The sequence below is a fragment of the Mycobacterium sp. NS-7484 genome (genome assembly GCF_001953975.1).
Taxonomy (GTDB): domain Bacteria; phylum Actinomycetota; class Actinomycetes; order Mycobacteriales; family Mycobacteriaceae; genus Mycobacterium.
In genome coordinates, this window is the sequence record NZ_MBEJ01000049.1 from 1 (window position 1) to 18,279 (window position 18,279).

22 protein-coding genes and 1 pseudogene are annotated in these 18,279 nt (G+C 66.7%); 16 read left to right on the plus strand and 7 right to left on the minus strand.

The features are described 5' to 3' along the window. Nucleotides 1-1,029: LCP family protein (locus tag A5733_RS09120; RefSeq protein WP_233152657.1), on the plus strand; the 1,029-nt coding region annotated here is incomplete at its 5' end. A gap of 137 nt (nt 1,030-1,166) precedes the next feature. After that, nucleotides 1,167-1,715 (plus strand): ferritin, encoded by a 549-nt coding sequence (locus A5733_RS09125; protein ID WP_067768219.1) that lies wholly within the window; start codon nt 1,167-1,169, stop codon nt 1,713-1,715. Nucleotides 1,716-1,722: 7 nt separating this feature from the next. On the opposite strand, the gene A5733_RS09130 is transcribed toward A5733_RS09125, so the two are convergent. The 3 genes from A5733_RS09130 to A5733_RS09140 are packed head-to-tail and all read right to left on the minus strand — an operon-like array spanning nt 1,723 to nt 4,001. Then, nucleotides 1,723-2,556, minus strand: coding sequence for a glycerophosphodiester phosphodiesterase (locus tag A5733_RS09130; protein ID WP_067768221.1), 834 nt, complete (start codon nt 2,554-2,556; stop codon nt 1,723-1,725). A gap of 4 nt (nt 2,557-2,560) precedes the next feature. After that, nucleotides 2,561-3,619: a DUF4328 domain-containing protein gene (locus A5733_RS09135; RefSeq protein ID WP_076239879.1), complete on the minus strand. Its 1,059-nt coding sequence runs from the start codon at nt 3,617-3,619 to the stop codon at nt 2,561-2,563. A gap of 40 nt (nt 3,620-3,659) precedes the next feature. Continuing rightward, entirely contained in the window at nt 3,660-4,001 is a 342-nt protein-coding gene (locus A5733_RS09140; RefSeq protein WP_067768280.1) for a rhodanese-like domain-containing protein, read from the minus strand. Nucleotides 4,002-4,436: 435 nt separating this feature from the next. On the opposite strand from A5733_RS09140, the gene A5733_RS27020 reads away from it, so the two are divergent. From A5733_RS27020 to A5733_RS09155, 4 genes are all read left to right on the plus strand, one after another. After that, nucleotides 4,437-4,595, plus strand: a complete 159-nt coding sequence (locus A5733_RS27020; protein WP_197508235.1) for a hypothetical protein — start codon at nt 4,437-4,439, stop codon at nt 4,593-4,595. A 164-nt stretch (nt 4,596-4,759) separates the two neighbouring features. Further along, nucleotides 4,760-5,383 carry a superoxide dismutase gene (locus A5733_RS09145; RefSeq protein WP_003883955.1) on the plus strand — a complete coding sequence of 208 codons (624 nt, stop codon included), beginning with the start codon at nt 4,760-4,762 and terminating at the stop codon, nt 5,381-5,383. Nucleotides 5,384-5,599: 216 nt separating this feature from the next. Then, nucleotides 5,600-6,136, plus strand: coding sequence for a peptidase (locus A5733_RS09150; RefSeq protein ID WP_067768225.1), 537 nt, complete (start codon nt 5,600-5,602; stop codon nt 6,134-6,136). Between the two features lie 850 nt (nt 6,137-6,986). Next, nucleotides 6,987-7,385, plus strand: a complete 399-nt coding sequence (locus tag A5733_RS09155; protein ID WP_066902092.1) for a secretion protein EspR — start codon at nt 6,987-6,989, stop codon at nt 7,383-7,385. Between the two features lie 68 nt (nt 7,386-7,453). Here the strand turns inward: A5733_RS09155 and A5733_RS09160 are convergent, their stop codons facing one another. Genes A5733_RS09160 through A5733_RS27025 form a run of 3 tightly spaced genes read right to left on the minus strand, consistent with a single transcriptional unit; the run spans nt 7,454 to nt 10,286 of the window. After that, nucleotides 7,454-8,578: a hypothetical protein gene (locus A5733_RS09160; RefSeq protein ID WP_076239880.1), complete on the minus strand. Its 1,125-nt coding sequence runs from the start codon at nt 8,576-8,578 to the stop codon at nt 7,454-7,456. Beyond that, the gene (locus tag A5733_RS09165) at nt 8,575-9,066 is read right to left on the minus strand and encodes an ImmA/IrrE family metallo-endopeptidase (protein ID WP_067768228.1); all 492 of its coding nucleotides are present in this window, start codon (nt 9,064-9,066) and stop codon (nt 8,575-8,577) included. Before A5733_RS09165 ends, A5733_RS09160 begins: the two co-directional genes overlap by 4 nt. A gap of 53 nt (nt 9,067-9,119) precedes the next feature. Continuing rightward, complete coding sequence (locus A5733_RS27025; protein WP_142253880.1) at nt 9,120-10,286, minus strand: hypothetical protein; 1,167 nt, start codon at nt 10,284-10,286, stop codon at nt 9,120-9,122. A 212-nt stretch (nt 10,287-10,498) separates the two neighbouring features. Here A5733_RS27025 and A5733_RS09180 point away from each other — a divergent pair, with 212 nt between their 5' ends. The 8 genes and pseudogenes from A5733_RS09180 (at nt 10,499) to rraA (ending at nt 14,936) form a co-directional block, all read left to right on the plus strand. Beyond that, nucleotides 10,499-11,155: a DUF6474 family protein gene (locus A5733_RS09180; RefSeq protein WP_067768234.1), complete on the plus strand. Its 657-nt coding sequence runs from the start codon at nt 10,499-10,501 to the stop codon at nt 11,153-11,155. Between the two features lie 10 nt (nt 11,156-11,165). After that, nucleotides 11,166-11,690, plus strand: a complete 525-nt coding sequence (locus tag A5733_RS09185) for a hypothetical protein (RefSeq protein WP_076239882.1) — start codon at nt 11,166-11,168, stop codon at nt 11,688-11,690. Nucleotides 11,691-11,726: 36 nt separating this feature from the next. Then, entirely contained in the window at nt 11,727-12,401 is a 675-nt protein-coding gene (locus A5733_RS09190; protein ID WP_076239883.1) for a YcnI family protein, read from the plus strand. Then, the gene (locus A5733_RS09195; RefSeq protein WP_067768240.1) at nt 12,398-12,904 is read left to right on the plus strand and encodes a copper resistance CopC family protein; all 507 of its coding nucleotides are present in this window, start codon (nt 12,398-12,400) and stop codon (nt 12,902-12,904) included. Before A5733_RS09190 ends, A5733_RS09195 begins: the two co-directional genes overlap by 4 nt. After that, nucleotides 12,901-13,734 carry a copper resistance D family protein gene (locus tag A5733_RS09200; protein WP_083666064.1) on the plus strand — a complete coding sequence of 278 codons (834 nt, stop codon included), beginning with the start codon at nt 12,901-12,903 and terminating at the stop codon, nt 13,732-13,734. The genes A5733_RS09195 and A5733_RS09200 overlap by 4 nt, the downstream gene beginning before the upstream one ends. Nucleotides 13,735-13,823: 89 nt before the next feature. Continuing rightward, nucleotides 13,824-14,282, plus strand: a complete 459-nt coding sequence (locus tag A5733_RS09205) for a hypothetical protein (RefSeq protein ID WP_076239898.1) — start codon at nt 13,824-13,826, stop codon at nt 14,280-14,282. Nucleotides 14,283-14,328: 46 nt separating this feature from the next. Next, nucleotides 14,329-14,436: pseudogene (locus A5733_RS09210) on the plus strand (TipAS antibiotic-recognition domain-containing protein); the annotation flags it as partial. 20 nt (nt 14,437-14,456) lie between these two features. Continuing rightward, on the plus strand, nt 14,457-14,936 hold the full coding sequence (gene rraA / locus A5733_RS09215; protein WP_076239885.1) for a ribonuclease E activity regulator RraA: 480 nt from the start codon (nt 14,457-14,459) through the stop codon (nt 14,934-14,936). Between the two features lie 6 nt (nt 14,937-14,942). On the opposite strand, the gene A5733_RS09220 is transcribed toward rraA, so the two are convergent. Further along, nucleotides 14,943-16,412 carry an NAD(P)/FAD-dependent oxidoreductase gene (locus A5733_RS09220; protein ID WP_067768247.1) on the minus strand — a complete coding sequence of 490 codons (1,470 nt, stop codon included), beginning with the start codon at nt 16,410-16,412 and terminating at the stop codon, nt 14,943-14,945. A 78-nt stretch (nt 16,413-16,490) separates the two neighbouring features. Between A5733_RS09220 and A5733_RS09225 the strand changes: the two genes are divergently transcribed. Then, the gene (locus tag A5733_RS09225) at nt 16,491-17,132 is read left to right on the plus strand and encodes a TetR/AcrR family transcriptional regulator (RefSeq protein ID WP_067768249.1); all 642 of its coding nucleotides are present in this window, start codon (nt 16,491-16,493) and stop codon (nt 17,130-17,132) included. 51 nt (nt 17,133-17,183) lie between these two features. Continuing rightward, nucleotides 17,184-18,254, plus strand: coding sequence for an FAD-dependent monooxygenase (locus A5733_RS09230; RefSeq protein ID WP_076239886.1), 1,071 nt, complete (start codon nt 17,184-17,186; stop codon nt 18,252-18,254). Nucleotides 18,255-18,279: the final 25 nt, after the last annotated feature.

Genomic DNA, 18,279 nt, shown 5'->3' on the forward strand with positions numbered 1-18,279 from the left:
CCCCGGCAGGCTCCCACACCCGCGCCGCCCCCCCGCCCCAAGCCCACACGCAAACCGCGCCGGCGGCGCTGGGGTCGCCTGGTGATGGTGGTGCCCCTGATCCTCGTGCTCACGGTTGCGCTGGCCCTGATAGGCGGGGCCTTCTGGGTCGACTCGTCCCTGCACCGCATCCCGGCCCTGGCCGATTACCCCGAACGCCCGGCCGGAGCCCACGGCACCACGTGGCTGCTCGTCGGATCGGACAGTCGACAGCATCTCAGCCCCGAACAGCAGGCCGACCTGGCCACGGGCGGGGATATCGGCAACGGCCGCACCGACACCATCCTGTTGGTGCACATCCCCGGCATCGGCTCGGACACCCCGGCCACGATGGTCTCGATTCCCCGCGATTCCTACCTGCCGATTCCCGGCTACGGCGAGGACAAGGTCAACGCGGCCTTCTCACTGGGCGGAGCCCCGCTGCTGGCCCAGACCGTCGAGCTCGCCACCGGCCTGCACCTCGACCACTACGCCGAGATCGGGTTCGACGGCTTCGCCGGGCTCGTCGACGCCGTCGGCGGGGTGACGATGTGCCCGGCCGAACCGATCAGCGATCCGCTGGCCGGCATCGACCTGCCCGCCGGTTGCCAGGAACTCGACGGTCGCAGCGCGCTCGGGTATGTCCGCACCCGCGCCACACCACGCGCCGACCTGGACCGGATGATCCATCAACGCGCCTTCATGTCGGCCCTTCTGCACCGAGCGACCAGCCCGGAGGTGCTGCTCAACCCATTGCGATGGCAGCCGATGGCCCGCGCCGCCACCGACTCGGTGGCTGTGGACGAGAACGCACACGTCTGGGATCTGGGCCGGCTGGCCTGGGCCATGCACGGCGACATGGTCACCACGACGGTGCCGATCGGTGAGTTCACCGGCAGCGAGTCCGGTGCCGTGGTGGTCTGGGACAGTGACGCGGCGGGACGGCTGTTCACCGCGCTGGCCAATGACGAAGCAGTCCCAGCGGATGTCATCGAGACGCCCCAACCGTGAACACAGGGCAGGCTAAATTAATCCCAGCAAATTCGACATTGGGAAAGTAATCAGCACCACGCCACTAAGGTAAAGCTTCCCTCAATGAGGTTCACCTTCGATGACAATGGCGCCTGACCTGCTATATCCTCGCCGTCATGACGACGACCAGTGAACTCGACACGAAATTTCACGCGCTTATCCAAGACCAGATTCGCAGCGAGTTCACCGCGTCACAGCAATACATCGCAATTGCGGTTTATTTTGACGGCGCCGATCTGCCGCAGCTTGCCAAGCACTTCTACGCCCAGGCGGTCGAAGAGCGCAACCACGCCATGATGCTGGTCCAGTATCTGCTCGATCGGGACATCGACGCCGAGATCCCCGGTGTCGACAGCGTGTGCAACCGCTTCGACACACCGCGCGATGCGCTCGCGCTGGCGCTCAGCCAGGAGCGCACCGTCACCGAGCAGATCAGCCGGTTGGCCAGCGTGGCCCGCGAAGAGGGCGACTACCTCGGCGAGCAGTTCATGCAGTGGTTCCTCAAGGAGCAGATCGAAGAGGTTTCCTCGATGGCGACGCTGGTCCGGATCGCCGACCGCGCCGGGACCAACCTGTTCCACATCGAGGACTTCGTCGCCAGGGAGCTCAGCGGCGCCACGACTGCGGACCCGGCTGCGCCCAAGGCCGCCGGCGGCGTTCTCTAGCCGAAAGTCAGTCCCGGCCCGCGCCGGTCAGGCCGTTCTCCAGCCAGTTCTTGGTGCGGCCGGGATGATTGGTGGCCACCCAACCCACCCCGATGTCGCGGCAGAACTGGACATCCTCGTAGTGGTCGACGGTCCAGCAGTACAGTGCCCGGCCCTGGGCGGCGGCCCGGTCCACGAGCTCGGGGTGCTCACGCAGGGTGGCGATCGACGGACCCACCGCCGTGGCGCCCACCGTGGTGGCTGCGCTGCCGCCCAGATATCGAGACGTCTCACCGAGCAGCACGGTCGGCAGCATCGGCGCGGCCCGACGGATCCGCCACACCGCCGCCGCCGAGAACGACATCACCACCGCCCGGGACAGATCGGCAGACGCCGGTGCGGCGATGCCGTACCGATGCAGGAGAGCCAGCACCTTGTTCTCCACCAGCGCGCCGTAGCGCACGGGGTGTTTGGTCTCGATGAAAAGCTTGACCGGACGGTTCCAGTCCAACACCAGCGAGACGAGATCGTCGAGGGTCAGTAACCCGGTGTCCCCGGTGGCGCCGCCGGCGTGCCACGACCCGTAGTCGAGACGGCGCAACTCGGCCAGGGTCATCTCACTCACCAGGCCCGTGCCGGTGGAAGTGCGGTCCACCCGGCGATCGTGCACACAGACCAGATGGCCGTCACGCGTCAGCCGAACATCGCATTCCACACCGTCGGCACCCTCGCTCAGCGCCAGGTCGTATGCGGCCAGGGTGTGCTCAGGCCGATCGGCCGATGCGCCGCGATGGGCCACCACGAACGGATGTCCAGGCGTCGGTGTCGCCTGTCCATCGGCTCCGTCGTCGCCCGTCTCCATACGGCTATGCTGCCGGGTTCTGCCCTTGGGACTCAACCGGAACGGCGGATTCCGAGGAATCCTCACGGTCTGGAGAGGTGTCGGGTTCGACGACCACCCACCGCCGGACGCTGGGCTGAGCCGCCGTGCCGCTGCCCTCGAAGCCGGCGAACACCTTCGCGGTCAACAGGAACGCCGCCAACCCCAGCAGATATCCGACGATCGCGATCATGGTGTTGTCGGCGACGTTCTGTGTGGTCCCGCCGAAGAAGGTCACGTACACGGTGCTCACCATCGACGACACCGCGACGACGGCGCTGAGCACCCACACGATCCACCACACGACGATCAGGCGGCGCAGGTGTGAGAGGCGGCCCTCGAGTGCGGCCAGTTCCCAGACGAACACCGGCGCCATCACCAGGTTCACCCCGGGGACCAGACAACCCAGCCACAGGGTCATCGGGCTGCGCGGGTCTACCTCACCGTGCTCGGCGTAGCGGGCGGCCCGTCGTGCGATCAGCCAGCGCACCAGCGCCACCACCGCGAGCACGACGATGACCATCGCCAACAGGCTGGCCAACACACCGAGCACCACTCCGCCGATTGCGATGAGCGGATGCAACAGGATGCTGCGGTTGATCAGCAGCAGCACATACCGGACCAGGTGGGCGAAGGCCGCGACGCCGAGCACCACCATGGCCCCGACGAGCATCAGCCGCGCCGTGCCGACCCTGGAGTCATCGTGAGCGTCCCGAGTGTGGTCGTCGACGTCGAAATGCTGCTCCAGCCCCCAACTCGGGATGACGCGGTAGTGCGGCGTCGGACCGAGCGAGCGCCGCGGACGCCGCTGATGCGGCGGAGCACCGGGACGTACCGCGATCCAGCGGTAACCGGGGGCGAGCCTGGGCGCAGGGCCCGGCGCCGACGGTGGCCGCGGGGTTGCCGTCGCGGGCCCGGCGGCCGGCGCCCACTGCGGTTGCGGGGCCGAGGGCGCCAACAAGGAGCCGCCACAGCGGGGGCACCATGACCGCTGCCGGTCACGCACGTTCCAGCGCGTCCCGCACTGCGAACACACCTGGATCATCCGACCAGCCTAGCCACGATCTGGCGTCCCGTTGTCGCGGTCAGATGGAGCCCGGCTCACCGGCATCGGTGACGACCGGCCGGCCGGCCCCCGCCCACGCCAGCATTCCGCCCTCGACGTTGACGGGGGTATAGCCGTTGCGGGCCAAGTAGTTCGCCACCCGCAGGGAGCGTCCCCCGGCATGACAGATCACGTACAGCTCGGCATCCGGGTCGATCTCGGCCATCCGGGTCGGCACGTCACCCATCGGGATGTGTTGCGCGCCGGCGACGTGACCGCGCTGCCATTCGTCGTCCTCGCGGACGTCGAGGAGCACCACGGACCCTTCGAACGTCGTGGGTACCGCAGCGATGTCTGCCTGTCCGACTTCCACATCGTCCATACCGCCATGCTCGCACGCCGGCCCATAGCAGCGCACCCGGCCCTCGTCGGCCGACGCGGCCGTCAGCAACGGAAACCTATCCACAGTTTCCACAGGTTCATCCACAGGGCCCGCACCTGCGTGAAAGCCTCCGAAATGCACCTAACTGTGCGTCGGCTGTCCATCGCTGTGGATAAACCTGGGGCGTCGGCGCCGGCGATCAACAACCGTCGGCACCGCCGAGCGAAATCGCGTACGCCTGCCCGAACCCGTTTGGCGGCGTTACCCCGGCCCGGTTGGGATCACGCTGATTCCAGGCCGCGGCGGCGCCGGTTCCAGGCATCTTGCAGCCGATTTTCACCTGGCCCACACAGGGTCTATGATCGGCGTCACACCAGCTGTTGTGACAGAACTCACTGGGGGGCAAACGTTGATCGTGCAGGTCAGGAGTGTCTGATGGCTTCACATCCACTGGGATCGGGTTCAGCGATACCTCAGCCTGAATGGCATTCGTCCGGACACCTGCACACTCGCAACCAGCAGATGGCCTTTCTGCGGGCCGGCGTGATCGCTCTGCTTCTGTTGGGCGTCCTGGCGGTCATCGTCTTGTTCTGACCGACGGGCGATCGGGTATACGTGTGGTCGGCACGCGCGTCCTTGCGGTGCGCCCTGCGATGGAGCAATGTTGGCAGTGATCTTGAGTGTCGAGCTTGAGATCGGACTTGAGGATCGCTGACGGACGCCCCAGCTCCATCGATCGATAATGAGGAAGGAATCTCGTGGCTGAATACACTTTGCCGGACCTGGATTACGACTACGGAGCGCTGGAACCCCACATCTCCGGGCAGATCAACGAGCTCCACCACAGCAAGCACCACGCGGCGTATGTCAAGGGCGTCAACGACGCCGTCGCCAAGCTCGATGAGGCGCGGGCCAACGGTGACCACGCCGCGATCTTCCTCAACGAGAAGAACCTGGCCTTCCACCTCGGCGGCCACGTGAACCACTCGATCTGGTGGAAGAACCTGTCACCCAACGGCGGCGATAAGCCGACGGGTGATCTCGCCGCGGCGATCGACGATCAGTTCGGCTCGTTCGACAAGTTCCAGGCGCAGTTCACCGCTGCGGCCAACGGTCTGCAGGGCTCGGGCTGGGCCGTGCTCGGCTACGACAGCCTCGGTGACCGGCTGCTGACGTTCCAGCTGTACGACCAGCAGGCCAACGTGCCGCTCGGCATCATTCCGCTGCTGCAGGTCGACATGTGGGAGCACGCCTTCTACCTGCAGTACAAGAACGTCAAGGCGGACTACGTCAAGGCGTTCTGGAACGTCGTCAACTGGGAAGACGTGCAGAACCGCTATGCAGCGGCCACGTCGAAGACCAACGGCCTGATCTTCGGCTGATCCAACCGAGGGCCAGACCGGCTCTGTTCTCTCCAGAAGGGGCGTCGCGCAACAGCGTGACGCCCCGCCCTCGTTTCCGGGGCCGATTCGTTACGCACCCGGTTCCCCGTGTCGCTTGCACCGGCACGACTGCTGGCGCATTCTGATCAGATCGACCCACAGACGTGTCGGTGCGCCATGGCGATGGCGAGCCAATACCGATGTCCCGGAGGCGATATGGATACCACGGGGTCCGGCCGCGCGATCGAGATCGCGCCCTTCCATTCCGGCGGCGCTCTCAAAGGCTTTGTGGTGTCAGGGCGATGGCCTGATTCCACGAAAGAGTGGGCGCAGCTTCTGATTGTCACGGTCCGTGTTGCTTCGTTGCCCGGGTTACTGTCCACCACAACGATTTTCGGCGTTCGTGAGGAATTGCCCGAGCAACCACAACCCGGCACCGTCGGTCTGGTCATCGCCGAAGGTCCGGTGGTCGGCGAATCCGCGCTTCCGCCTGGATATTTCGCCGAGCATCAACCGCCGGCACTTCTGATGCTGCATCCGCCGTCGGAAACCACCCCGTCCTTACCGGAATGCACCGGCGCAGCTTCTGGTTGCGTGCTGTTGCCGGGCCTCCCGCATCTCGGGCTGGAACACCGAGCGGCCTGGGTCGAAGCAGAATCCGACGGGACCGTGACCTCCATGGTCAGCCGGGTCGGCGTCGACCCCATCAGCCATCCCGACACCGCGATCCTGGCGATGCTGTTGGCGGCATGACCCGCCCAGGCCGGGCACATCCTCTCCAGATATGAGAATGTGGCTGCCCAAAATGGATAAGAAACCTGGCGGCAGCAGCAGGTAGCGGCTAAGGTCCCTGAATTGGCGGAGGCGAAAGCCGCGATCGTCGTGTCGACCTACTGGGCTCAATCCCGGCCGACGAAGCGCGGCGGACGACACCTTCGACCGCATGAAATGTGCGCCGTGCAAACGGCACCTACCGGCGATGTGTCGAAAGGCCGCCATGCCTGCTGCCGCAGCCACCGAGGCGAGTGGCCAGATAGCCGCGAACGCACACCGCAACCATGCCGGCCATCCCGATGCGGACGGCGATTCTTCGGCACCGCGCGAAAACCTGGCCCGTGTCGACTCCGCAACCTCGCCTGGAATCAACGCTCCGATTCCGTCCGCAGCTCTCTGGCTACCGCACGCAAGGGGGCTGATGCGCATTCAAGCGCTCCACCTGTAACGTGTTCCACGTCGTTCGACAACGACGTCGCAGGCAATCCGACGCGACACCAGGTCTGGGGTCTAGCAAATATCTGTTTCCGCTAGTCAGAGCGGTGCCACCGTTGCCCGCCACGAAGATGATCATGATCGGTCAGACCCGTGATCGCAGCTCACCGTACTCAATACAACGCGACCGTCACCTTTTGCAGTGCCAGACGGCGCAATCCCGGCGCACCTCCACGGCGAAGGCCCGGGCATCTCCGTCAAGGGCCCACAAAACGCAAAGCCAGTTTAAGTTTTGTGCGGTTTGCACTTGGTTGTCGTCACAACACTCGCTACCATAGTCAGCAAATACGCCGCCTTATTCGTACCGCTCGTGATGCATGTGGAGGTCAAATCGATGAGCAAGACGTTCGCCGCCCGCCTGAACCGCCTGTTCGATACGGTTTATCCACCTGGGCGCGGACCCCACACGTCTGCCGAGGTGATCGCCGCACTGAAGTCTGAGGGCGTCACCATGTCGGCCCCGTACCTGTCCCAGCTTCGTTCGGGCAACCGGACCAACCCGTCGGCGGCAACCATGGCCGCACTTGCCAACTTCTTCCGGATCAAGCCGGCTTACTTCACCGACGACGAGTACTACGAGAAGCTCGACAAGGAACTGACCTGGCTGGCCAGCATGCGTGACGAAGGGGTTCGCCGGATCGCCGCCCGCACCGTCGGGTTGTCCACGGAGGCTCAGCAGGATCTCGTCCAGAAGGTCGATGAGCTGCGCCGCCGGGAACACCTCGACGACTGATCGTCGGTTTTCCGCACTCGAACCACGCCGGTGGGGATCAGTTTCGGTGGTCCCCATTCGCGTGGTTTTCAGCTGCGCGCCGCCGTACGGCCCAATTCCCGGTACTGCTCGGCGATCGCCAGGATCCACTCCCGGTCTGAATACGATTCGGGCTGACTGAGCCACGCCAGTCCCGGAAACGCCGAACCGTCGTCCCCGTCGCGCGTGTCACGGATCCACTGGGCGACGCTTCGGGCCTGATCGCGCGGGGGCACCTTCGGACGCTCGCCGTCCCCCAATTGCGTTGCGCCGCTTGACCCCGGCGGTGCCGACGCCTCATGCCGGCGCGCGTCGGCCGCGGTGGCCTCAAGGTAGAGCGCGTCGGAGATCAGCGACATGCGTTCGGCCACGCGGAACACGAGCGGACCACGCGGACGCACACCGATGCCGACGTCGGGCTGCCGGCGGGCCAGTTCACTCAACAACGGCTTGATGGTCCGCAGCTCATGGTGTGCCCCGAACCAGTCTTCGACGCTCGGGAGCAGCGATCCGGCGGCGACGATCACCATCGCACATCCGAGCAGGGTCGCCGCGGCGCCGACACCGACCGGCTCTGTCCGGCCCGCGGCCCGAATCAGGAAGAAGCCGCTGGCCGCGACGATCAGCACCATGCCGATGGTGAACAGGAACAGGGCCCGGCCGCGCCGGCTGCGATTCGAGTAGCGCAGGCCGGCCCACACCACCAGGGTCAGCGCCAGGAACACGTAGAGCAGTGGCAGCAGCCACGAGGTGCCGTCCGCGCCGAGGTCCCGCTTCAGATATTCCGCGGGCGCCATCTCCGGCTGCTTACCGGCGCTGAAGAAGATGACCACGCTGACGACCGCCACCACAGCGGCGATGCCGTACTGGATCAGGGCGATGCGTCGGGTCATCGTGGCCGAGTGGTCCGAAGATGCGGTCGTGATCATCACGCAACTGCCTGCCGCACAAGCGATCAACGCGATCTGGCTCAATGCCACCGCGACGTTCGGCCAGTGCAGCAGAGTGTCGATCAGCAGGGCCAGCGGCTCCCAGTTCAACGCAGCGACGATCCCCAGGCTGCCCAACGACACGATCATCGCCGAGCTCACCAGGGATTGTTTGTTGACCAGTGCCCAACCGATGCGCAGGCCGGTCGCCAGGCCGAGCAGCCCGGCAATCACCCAAACGATCAACCAAACGCCTCTCCGAGGCGGACCTGCACGATCGATGATCGGTCGGACGGCAGTCGGCCCAGGCGGTAGAGCAGGAGTGCGGCAAAGTCCTCGGCCTCCTGCTCGATGTCCTCGCCGTTGGGACCCATGCAACCGGTCCGCTGGTTGAGCATGTAGCTGATCAGGTCAGAGGTGGCGACCTCGGCCGAGGCCGCCGCCGCGTCGACGATCGAGATGCCCTCATGTCCCAGGACGAGGTGCCCGAGCTCGTGGGCCAACGTGCGATCCCAGGCCGGAAGTCCCTGTTGGATGAGGAAAACGTCATGGTCGACGTACTGACGCCATTGCCCGCAGACGCCGGGCGGAAGCTCGGCCATGGTCAGCTCGATCGGCCTACCACGACTCTCGGCCACTGCATCGACCAAGCGGGTCAAGGTGACTTCGCCCTTGCGCGGGGCGAGGTCGAGCACCTCGTTGACAGCACGCGTGACACTTCGGCTGGCCGACATGTTCCCCCCTCTCATCCCTTCGTAGTACCCCGGGATATTGTCCCAAGTCGTTCTCAGGTCATGAACCGGGTTGCGTCGATTCGGACCGTACGGCCGGCTTTTGCCTGCCGGTACCCGACGAATCCGCCCAGACCGGTGAGTGCCATCATCCCGGTTACCCCCGGCAGGGCCATCGCCGCGATCTCGGTGGTGCTGGCGGTGCGCAGATAGTCTGCATACCCCGCCCGGAACGATGCCGGCGGAATCGCGGCGTCCAACCCGACCGCGACCGGAGTCGACGTCTCGATGCTCAGCTTGGTGGTGGGGTGCACGTCGGGCCCGGACCGCGGCCCACGGTCGGAGTCCGGACCGCTCAAAGGCACCGCCAGCGGCGGCACGATGACCGGTAGGACGACGGGAACCACGATCGGCGGCACTCCGGCCGCCGCGGCCAATCCGGGCGGCGGCGCACCGGGGTTGGCGACGGCCTGGGGCTGTGTCGGTCGCAGCGGCAACTGCATGCTCGGTGGGCGCGCGTAGTTGAACGGTGCCGGCACTCCACCGTCCCGGTCGTTTCCGACGTCCGGAAGTCCGATGACGATGGAGGTGGAGGTCTGCGTCGTCTCGGTTGGCTCGGTGGTCTCCGTCGTCTTGGTGGTCTCCGTCGTCTTGGTGGTCTCCGTCGTCTTGGTGGTCTCCGTCGACGTCCGAGTGGTGGACGTGGCCGCGCTCGTCGTCACCGAGACCTCGGTCGTGGTGACGTCGGTACTGCTGGGGGTGGCCGAGGTCTGCGACGGCCCCGTTGTTTCGGTAGGCCCTGTGGTTTCGGTGGACGGCCCGGTGCTGGGTGTCTCGGTCTTGGTGTCGGTCGGCGTCCCGGTGTGGGTGGCCGTCGGCGTGCCCGAGGGTTCCGAAGGTTTGCCCGACGTCCTCGTCGGCTCACCACTGGTCCGCGTCGGTTTGTCGGTGGGCCGGTGCCATCGGCGCGTACCCCATGGGCGGCGCGGGCCGCCGTCACCGCCCTGGACGTCCCCGTCGTGACCGTGGCCCGAGACGTGATCGTGGTCGCGGCCCCCTCGGGGGCCCGAGTGGTCCTTACCGGTGCTGCTCGAGGCTTCATGACCGCCGACCGGCCGGCCCCGGTCGGGGTCGGCAAAGGCCAGCGCTCCACCTATCCCCGCGGTGATCAGGCCAGAAAGCACCAGACCGGTCGAGGCGGCGACGCGCAACCGCGAACGCACGTTGTCACCACCCTTTCGCGCACCGCCCTATGGCTGAAATGAACCGGTTCGATTCTTGCACAATCATCCAGCTCAAATTTGCTAGCTCAGCCGATTGCCCGGCTGGTTCCCGGGGAGCCGCGGTCGAGCAAATCGGCCGGACGATACTGTGGGTCTGCAGCAGTTCTGCGGTGACCATCGACACACGACGAATTGACCGGGAGGCAACCGGAATGGGCCTGTTCACGCGACGAAAAAGCCGCGCCACCCGCCGCGCCGAAGCCCGCGCCATCAAGGCCAAGGCCAAGCTGGAAGCCCGGCTCACCGCAAAGAACGAGGCTCGTCGCATCAGGTCGGATCAAAAAGCTGCGCACCGCGCCCTCAAAGCTCAGGTCAAAGCCCAGCGCGACAGCGACCGCAATGCCCTCAAAGTGGCCGAGGCAGAGTTGAAGGCCGCACGGGAAGGGCGCCTGCTCTCCCCCGCCCGGATTCGGCGTCTGCTGACCGTCACGCGTTTGCTGGCGCCGGTGCTGGTGCCACTGATCTACCGCGCCGCCACGGCCGCCAGGGGCGCCCTCGACGAGCGTCGGGCCGATCGGCTTGGCGTTCCGCTGGCGCAACTCGGTCAGTTCTCCGGACATGGCGCCGAGCTGTCGGCGCGGATCTCCGGTGCCGAGCAGACGCTACGACAGGTCGCCGAGAAGAAACCCAAGGATGCCGAGACCAAGCAGTTCGTCACCGCGATCGGCGAGCGGCTGACCGATCTGGCCGCTGCCGTGACCGCGGCGGAGAACATGCCGACCGCCCGTCGTCGCGGTGCACACGCGGCGATCGCCGCTCAGCTCGACGGCATCGATGCCGACCTTATGGCTCGGTTGGGCCTGGTCTGAGCCGACGTCCATGACCGTCGTCCGTACCGACTCCGCAGCCGGCCTGCGCGGTACGGCCGTCGGCTCGCTCACCGCCGCGCTGGCCGTGGCGGCCCATGGCATGGCGGGTGGCAGCCTGCCGACCGGGGCAGTGGCCGCCCAGCTCGCGATCCTCGCCATGACTCTGGGAACCATCGCCGCCACGGCGGCCCGGGCGAACCGCGTCGCGGCGTTGTGGCTGCTCCTGGGTGCCGGCCAACTGTTGGCCCACCTATTGATGGCCGCCACGTCGCACTCGCATGATTCCTGGCCCGGCCCGACGATGTTCGGCGCGCACGTGGTGGCGGTATCGCTCGGTGCGGTCCTGATCGCGTGCGGGGCCCGGTTGTCGGCGGCCGTGTCTCGCGTGGTGCGTGCGGTGGCCGTCGAGCGCGGACCGGCACCGGTGTCGACTGTCCGCGCCCTTGCCGACGGCACCGATCAGCCGTTGCACTCCGCACTCTTCCTGGCCGCCTCTGTGTCGCATCGCGGTCCACCGGTCCGGCTTCCCGCCTGATCACACCGACCCGAACGACACCAGAAAGACCAAGACATGCAATCCCTCACCGGGGTGTCCTCGCGCGCCCTGCTCACCACCGCCGCGGTAACCGTCGCCGGCCTGCTCACCGCCGCGCCCGCCTGGGCCCACGTCCACGTCGACGCCGACAATCCGGCACCAGGCAGCACGTCGGTGCTCACCTTCCGCGTGCCCGGTGAGTCGGACACCGGTGCGCTCACAACCCAATTGACAGTCGAACTGCCCGATGTGGCCTCGGCCCGCACCGAGGTCGTGCCAGGCTGGACGGCCAAGCTGGACCGCGACACCGCCGCCGGCACAGTTCGGTCGGTGACCTGGACGGCGAATCCCGGGGTGGGAATCTCCTCGGAGCAATTCGCCCTGTTCCGGGTGTCGGTCAAATTGCCGGACGCCCCAACGGCGAGTTTCCCGGCCGTCCAGACCTATTCCGATGGCACCGTGGTCCGCTGGGATCAGGCTCCGTTGCCCGACGGCAGCGAACCCGAGTATCCGGCACCGCAGCTGGCGCTGAGCGGCGCCCCGTCAGACGACGCGCATGCCGCGCACGGGAGCACGCCACCGCCCGCCGCACCGACTGCCGCAGAGCCGGCAGGCACCGTCGACAACTCGGCGCGCTGGCTGGCCGGCGGGGCACTGATCGTCGCGGCCGCCGCGGTGGTGGCGGCGCTTCTCAACCGGCGCCGGTCATGAGCCGGTTGTTGGCCGCCGGCCTGACCGGGCTGCTCCTGGCCGCCTCGGCGCTGCTCGGTGCCCCGGCGGCGTCGGCGCATGCGGCGCGGATCGCCGCCGATCCGGCCGAGCAGTCGTCGCTCAGTTCGTCCCCGCAGCGGGTGAGCGCGACGTTCAACGAGGCGTTGCAGCCGGCGTTCGCGAGCATGACGGTCGTCGGTCCGGACCACAACCTGTGGTCCGACGGGGATCCGAAGGTCGCCGGCGCCGTGATCAGTGTCGGTGTCCGTCCGCTCGGCCCGGCCGGCACCTACACGGTGAACTACCGGGTCACCTCGGCAGACGGCCATGTGGTCTCGGGCTCGTGGTCGTTCGAGCTGACCGTCGCGGGCACGGGCACCCCCGGACCGGCCGCCGCCTCCCCGGCGCAGTCCGACGGCGGCATCGTGGTGTGGCCTTTCGTCCTGGTTGCCGTCGTGCTCGTCGGCGGCGGAGCCTGGTGGGCGGTCCGACGTCAACGATGACGGCAGCGCTGATCCGGGCTTTGGCCGACGGCGCGGCCGTCGTCACGCTCGGGCTGGCCGCGGTGCCGCTGCTGGAATCCGCCCGCTATCGCGACGAGTTGGGCCGTAAGGCAGCTGGGCCACTGGCCGTGGCGGCGGCGGTCTGGCTGATGGCCGAGGTCGTGCGGCTGACGGCGGAGGCGGCGGCCACCGCAGGCCGGCGGTTCTGGCAGCTCGGCACGCACACCCTGGTCGATTTCGGTGTGCACACGGCCGCGGGACGATCCGGTTTGGTCGGTATCGCAGCGGCCTTGATCGTCGGCGTGGTGGCGATCTTCGTTCCCCGCAGCGCCACCACCACCGCTGCCACCGTGGGCGTCGCGGCGGTCGGCATGGCCGCCAGAACCTTGACCGGGCACCTCTCGGAAAGCCCGATCGGCGGGATGGCGGTGACGGTGCACGCCTTGGCCGCCGCGGTGTGGTGTGGCGTGCTCGCGGCGCTGCTGCTCACCGTGACCCACCGCGGCCAGTGGGCCAGGGTGTTGCCCCGGTTCTCGCAGTTGTCGCTGTGGTGCGTGGGTGTGCTGCTGGCCGCCGGAGTCGCCGGGGCGGCGATCCGGCTGGGGTCGCCGACGGAGTTGTGGACCACCGATTACGGCCGGGTGTTGACGGCCAAGCTGGTGGTGACCGTGGTGCTGCTGGGCCTGGCGTGGCGAAACCGCTCACAATGGCTGCCCGCGGCGCGCGCCCACCGCAGCACGGCTGCGCTGTCACAGAACCGCTCGATCGTGGAGTTGGGCATCATGGCTGTGGCGGTCACCCTTGCCGCGGCTCTGGCCGTCACGGGTTGACCGCCGGGGCGCCTGGCATGATGGGAATACTGCCGGCCCCCACCGACCGCGCTGGCGCGGAACACCAGATACTGCAAAGGAGCAGCCAGATGGCAGAGGAGCAGGATCAACCCGCCGAGAAGCCCGAGACCGCGGCTGAGTCGGCTCCCAAGCCCGGTCCTCCGCCTGCCAAGAAAGCCGCCAAGAAAGCCCCGGCCAAGAAGGCGGCTGCAAAAAAGGCCCCGGCCAAGGCCGCCAAGAAAGCTCCGGCAAAAAAGGCCCCGGCGAAAAAGGTGCAGCCTGCTCCGCCGCCCGCTCCTCCCGCGGCTCCCGTCGAGCCTGCGCCCGCACCCGCCATCCCGGTCCCGGATGTCGCCAAGGCAGCCAAAGAGGCTGCTGCCCAAGCCAAGTCGACCGTCACATCGGCCACCAACCCGGTGGCTGGCCCAGCGCCGGTTCCACTGGCCGACAGCTCGTCGTCCAAACTGCCCGTGGTGGCAGCGGTGGCCGTCGGCGTTCTGGCCGTGATCCTGGTCCTGCTCAGCAGGCGAAATTCCGAGGAAGACTGACTTTCCGGTTGACCCTGACGCGACGTCAGGGTCAATAGTGGCCTGCTCTGCGATCTATGTGCAGGACGAGCGCTTCGCCCGCTACTACGACGATGCCGAGCCCGGGCTGGCCCAGTTCGTGCACGACATCATCGTGCAAAGTGTCGGCCGCTAGCGAGCTGCGATAATTGCGGGGTGAGTATCGAACCGCGCGCCACCGCTGATCTGGTCGACGAGATCTACCCCGACGTCCGTAGCTGCGATCTGCAGTTGCAGAACTACGGCGGCAAGACCATGTTCGCCGGGCCGATCACGACGGTGCGCTGCTTCCAGGACAACGCACTGCTCAAGTCGATCCTGTCCACCCCCGGTAACGGCGGGGTGCTGGTGGTCGACGGCAACGGCTCGCTGCACACCGCGCTGGTGGGCGACATCATCGCCGGGCTGGCCGCCGACAACGGCTGGTCCGGGGTGATCGTGCACGGCGCAGTGCGCGACGCGGCCGCCCTTCGGACCATCGACGTCGGGATCAAGGCCCTGGGCACCAACCCGCGCAAGGGCACCAAGACCGGTGAGGGTGAGCGCGACGTCGAGGTCAGCTTCGGCGGCGTGACGTTCGTTCCGGGCGAGATCACGTACGCCGACGAGGACGGCATCGTCGTCGTCGCCGCGTGACCTGACTCAAACCTTCACGGCTGCACGGTGTTTGGTGAAGTGCAGCGACTCCTCATCGACCTTGCCGTAGCGGATCGTGCGCATGTCGAAGAAGTAGTTCTGCTTGAGCTTCCACGGCGCTGCCGAGCCTGACTTGGGCAGGGTGTCCATGGCCCGGCGGAAGTAGCCAGGGGTGAAGTCCATGAACGGCAGTTCGTCGACGCTGTCGCCGGGGTGCTGTGGTTCGACCCGGTCGAAACCGTTGGCGTCCATGTAGTTCAGCACGCGGCAGATGAACTCGGAGACCAAATCGGCCTTGAGCGTCCAGGATGCGTTGGTGTAACCGAAGGTGATCGCCATGTTCGGCACGCCGGAGAGCATCAGACCCTTGTAGGTCATGGACTTGGTCAGGTCGATCGGCTCACCGTTGCGGTGGGCCACCGCACCGCCGAACAGCTGCATGTTCAAACCGGTTGCGGTGACGATGATGTCGGCCTGCAGCTCCTCACCCGAGGTGAGCTTGATGCCCGTTTCGGTGAAGGTCTCGATGGTGTCGGTGACGACGCCGGCCTTGCCCGAGCGGATCGCCTTGAACAGATCACCGTTGGGCGCCAGGCACACTCGCTCGTCCCACGGGTTGTATCGGGGGCTGAAGTGCTTGTCGTAGTCGAACCCCTCGGGCAGCCGGCGTTCGGCCATCCGGCGCAGCACCTTCTTGAAGACCGCCGGGAAGTTGCGGGCAACCTGGTACTGCCCGGTGCTGTAGCCGATCTGCTTCCACCGGTTGACGAAGTGCGCCAGGTTTTTCGGCAGGTACTTGTTGGTCTTCAGCGCGACGGGGTCCTCCAGCGGCAGCGAGCCGATGTAGGTGGGCGAGCGCTGCAGCATCGTCACGTGGCCGACGCCGCCGTTGACCAGGGACGGGATCAGGGTCACCGCGGTGGCCCCGGACCCGATCACGACGACGTTCTTGCCCGTGTAGTCCAGGTCCTCGGGCCAGTGCTGCGGGTGGATGATCTGACCCTTGAAGTCCGCGGCACCCGGGAATTCGGGTGAGTAGCCCTCGTCGTAGTTGTAGTAGCCGCTGCACACCGACAGGAACGACGCGGTGATCTGCTTGGCTTCGCCGTTGTGCTCGATGTCCACGGTCCAGCGGTTGTCGGCGTCCGACCAGTCCACCGACAGGACGCGGTGGCCCGTGCGGATGTGCTCGCGGATGCCGTTCTCGTCGGCGGCCTCGTTGATGTAGTTCCAGATCGACTGGCCGTCGGCGATCGAGCGGGCCGACTCCCAGGGCTTGAACCGGAACCCGAGGGTGAACATGTCCGAGTCGGAGCGGATGCCCGGGTATTTGAACAGGTCCCAGGTGCCGCCGATGTTCTCCCGGCGCTCGAGGATCACGTAGCTCTTGGTGGGGCAGCGGTCCTGCAGGTGCCAGGCCGTGCTGATGCCGGAGATACCGGCGCCGACGATCACGACATCGAAGTGTTCGTTCATGGGACCGACGGTATCAACACGGTGTTGAGTGGGTCAACAGCCTGTTGATAAATTCAACACAGTGTTAAGGTTCTGGCTGTGACCACCTCCAGCACCACCCGCGCGCCGCGCGGTCGCCGAGCCGCCCGGCCATCGGGCGACGACCGTGAGGCGGCGATCCTCGCAACGGCTCGGCAGCTGCTGGAAAACAAGAAGTTCGCCGACATATCTGTCGATGACCTGGCCAAAGGCGCCGGAATCTCTCGCCCGACCTTCTACTTCTACTTCCCGTCGAAGGAAGCAGTCTTACTGTCATTGATCGATCCACTGATCAAGCGTGCCGACACGGGCTTCGACAGCGCGCTCGAAGACATGCCGGCCGATCCCAAGCGGGCGATTCGCCGGGGCATCGAGATCTTCTTCGACTCGTTCGCCTCGCACCCCGCCACTGCCCGCGCCGGCACCGAGGCGCTCAACAGCAGTCCGGAGTTTCGCACTTTTTGGTCCGGGCTCATGCAGAAGTGGATCAATCTGACGGCCGCCCTGATCGCGGCCGAACGGCAGCGCGGAGCAGCCCCCGACACCATTTCCGCCCGGGATCTCGCGACGTCGCTCAACCTGATGAACGAGCGGACCATGATGGCGGCCCTGAGCGCCGAACAACCCGCGGTCGACTATGACAAGGTGGTCGACACCCTCACCCACATCTGGTTGACCAGCATCTACGGCGACACCGACTAATCAGCGCCCTGGCCACTCGACTTCCACTACTACACGTCGTAGTTTACGAACATGCGGGTGGGGATCGTCGGTGGCGGGTTCGCCGGCCTTGCGGCTGCAATCGCATTCCGCGACACCGGCCACGACGTCGACGTGTTCGAAAAATCCGCCGGTCCGTCCACGGCCGGCGGCGCAATCTCCCTCGCCCAGAACGCCCTGACGTGCCTCTCGATTCTCGGCGTGCGCGAGAACATCCTCACCGAGCCGTGGTCACGAACGTCGGCCACCGTACGCACCTACGACGGCCGCGTTCTCGTGCGCCGCACGCTGGCCCAACTCACCGGCGGAGACCAGTACGCAACCGTGCTGCGTCGGCAGCTGATCACCTGGCTGACCGACCGCCTCCCGGCGCATTGCCTGCACTACGGCAGCACGGTGACAGGCGTGGGCGTCGACGGCTCGCTGACCGTGAACGACCGCGAACAGCGATTCGACCTCGTCGTCGGAGCCGACGGCACCCGTGGTGTCGTCCGACGATCGCTCTGGCCGGATGCGCCGCCACCGAGATTCACCGGCACAAATGGTTGGTCGTGGATCGTCGACCGTGAACTGGACTCCGGATTCGGCTCAATTTGGGGACGGGTCGCCGATTTCGGGATCCTGCCGCTGGCCGATGGACGCACCTACGTCTACGGCGGGACACACCAACCGCACGCCCAGTTACGTGACTATCGGGACTGGGCGACACCGCTGCCGATGTTGATCGATGCGGCCGACCCGCCCCAGATCGCCACCCCGGAGATCTTCGAAGCCCCGCCAGTGCGTGATCTGGTCCGCGGAAAAGTCGTACTCATCGGCGACGCGGCGCACACCATGCGCCCCACCTTCGGCCAGGGGGCGGCGCTGGCCATGGAAGATGCGATCACCCTGGCCACTGGCGGTGCCACCGAACTGGCGAAACGCCGTCGGCGCCACCTAGCGCTCTACAGCGCCTCCAAGATCGGGTCCTATATTGCGAGTCCACGCACCGAAATGCTGATGCGCAGCCGCGACGTCGCGCTGCGCCTCACACCGGATACGGTCTTCGGTCTCATCGCAGGATCTGTCAGCCGTTGGCGGCCACCAACCGTGCCGAGAGTTTGAGTCACTAGGCCCCGACTATGCGAAC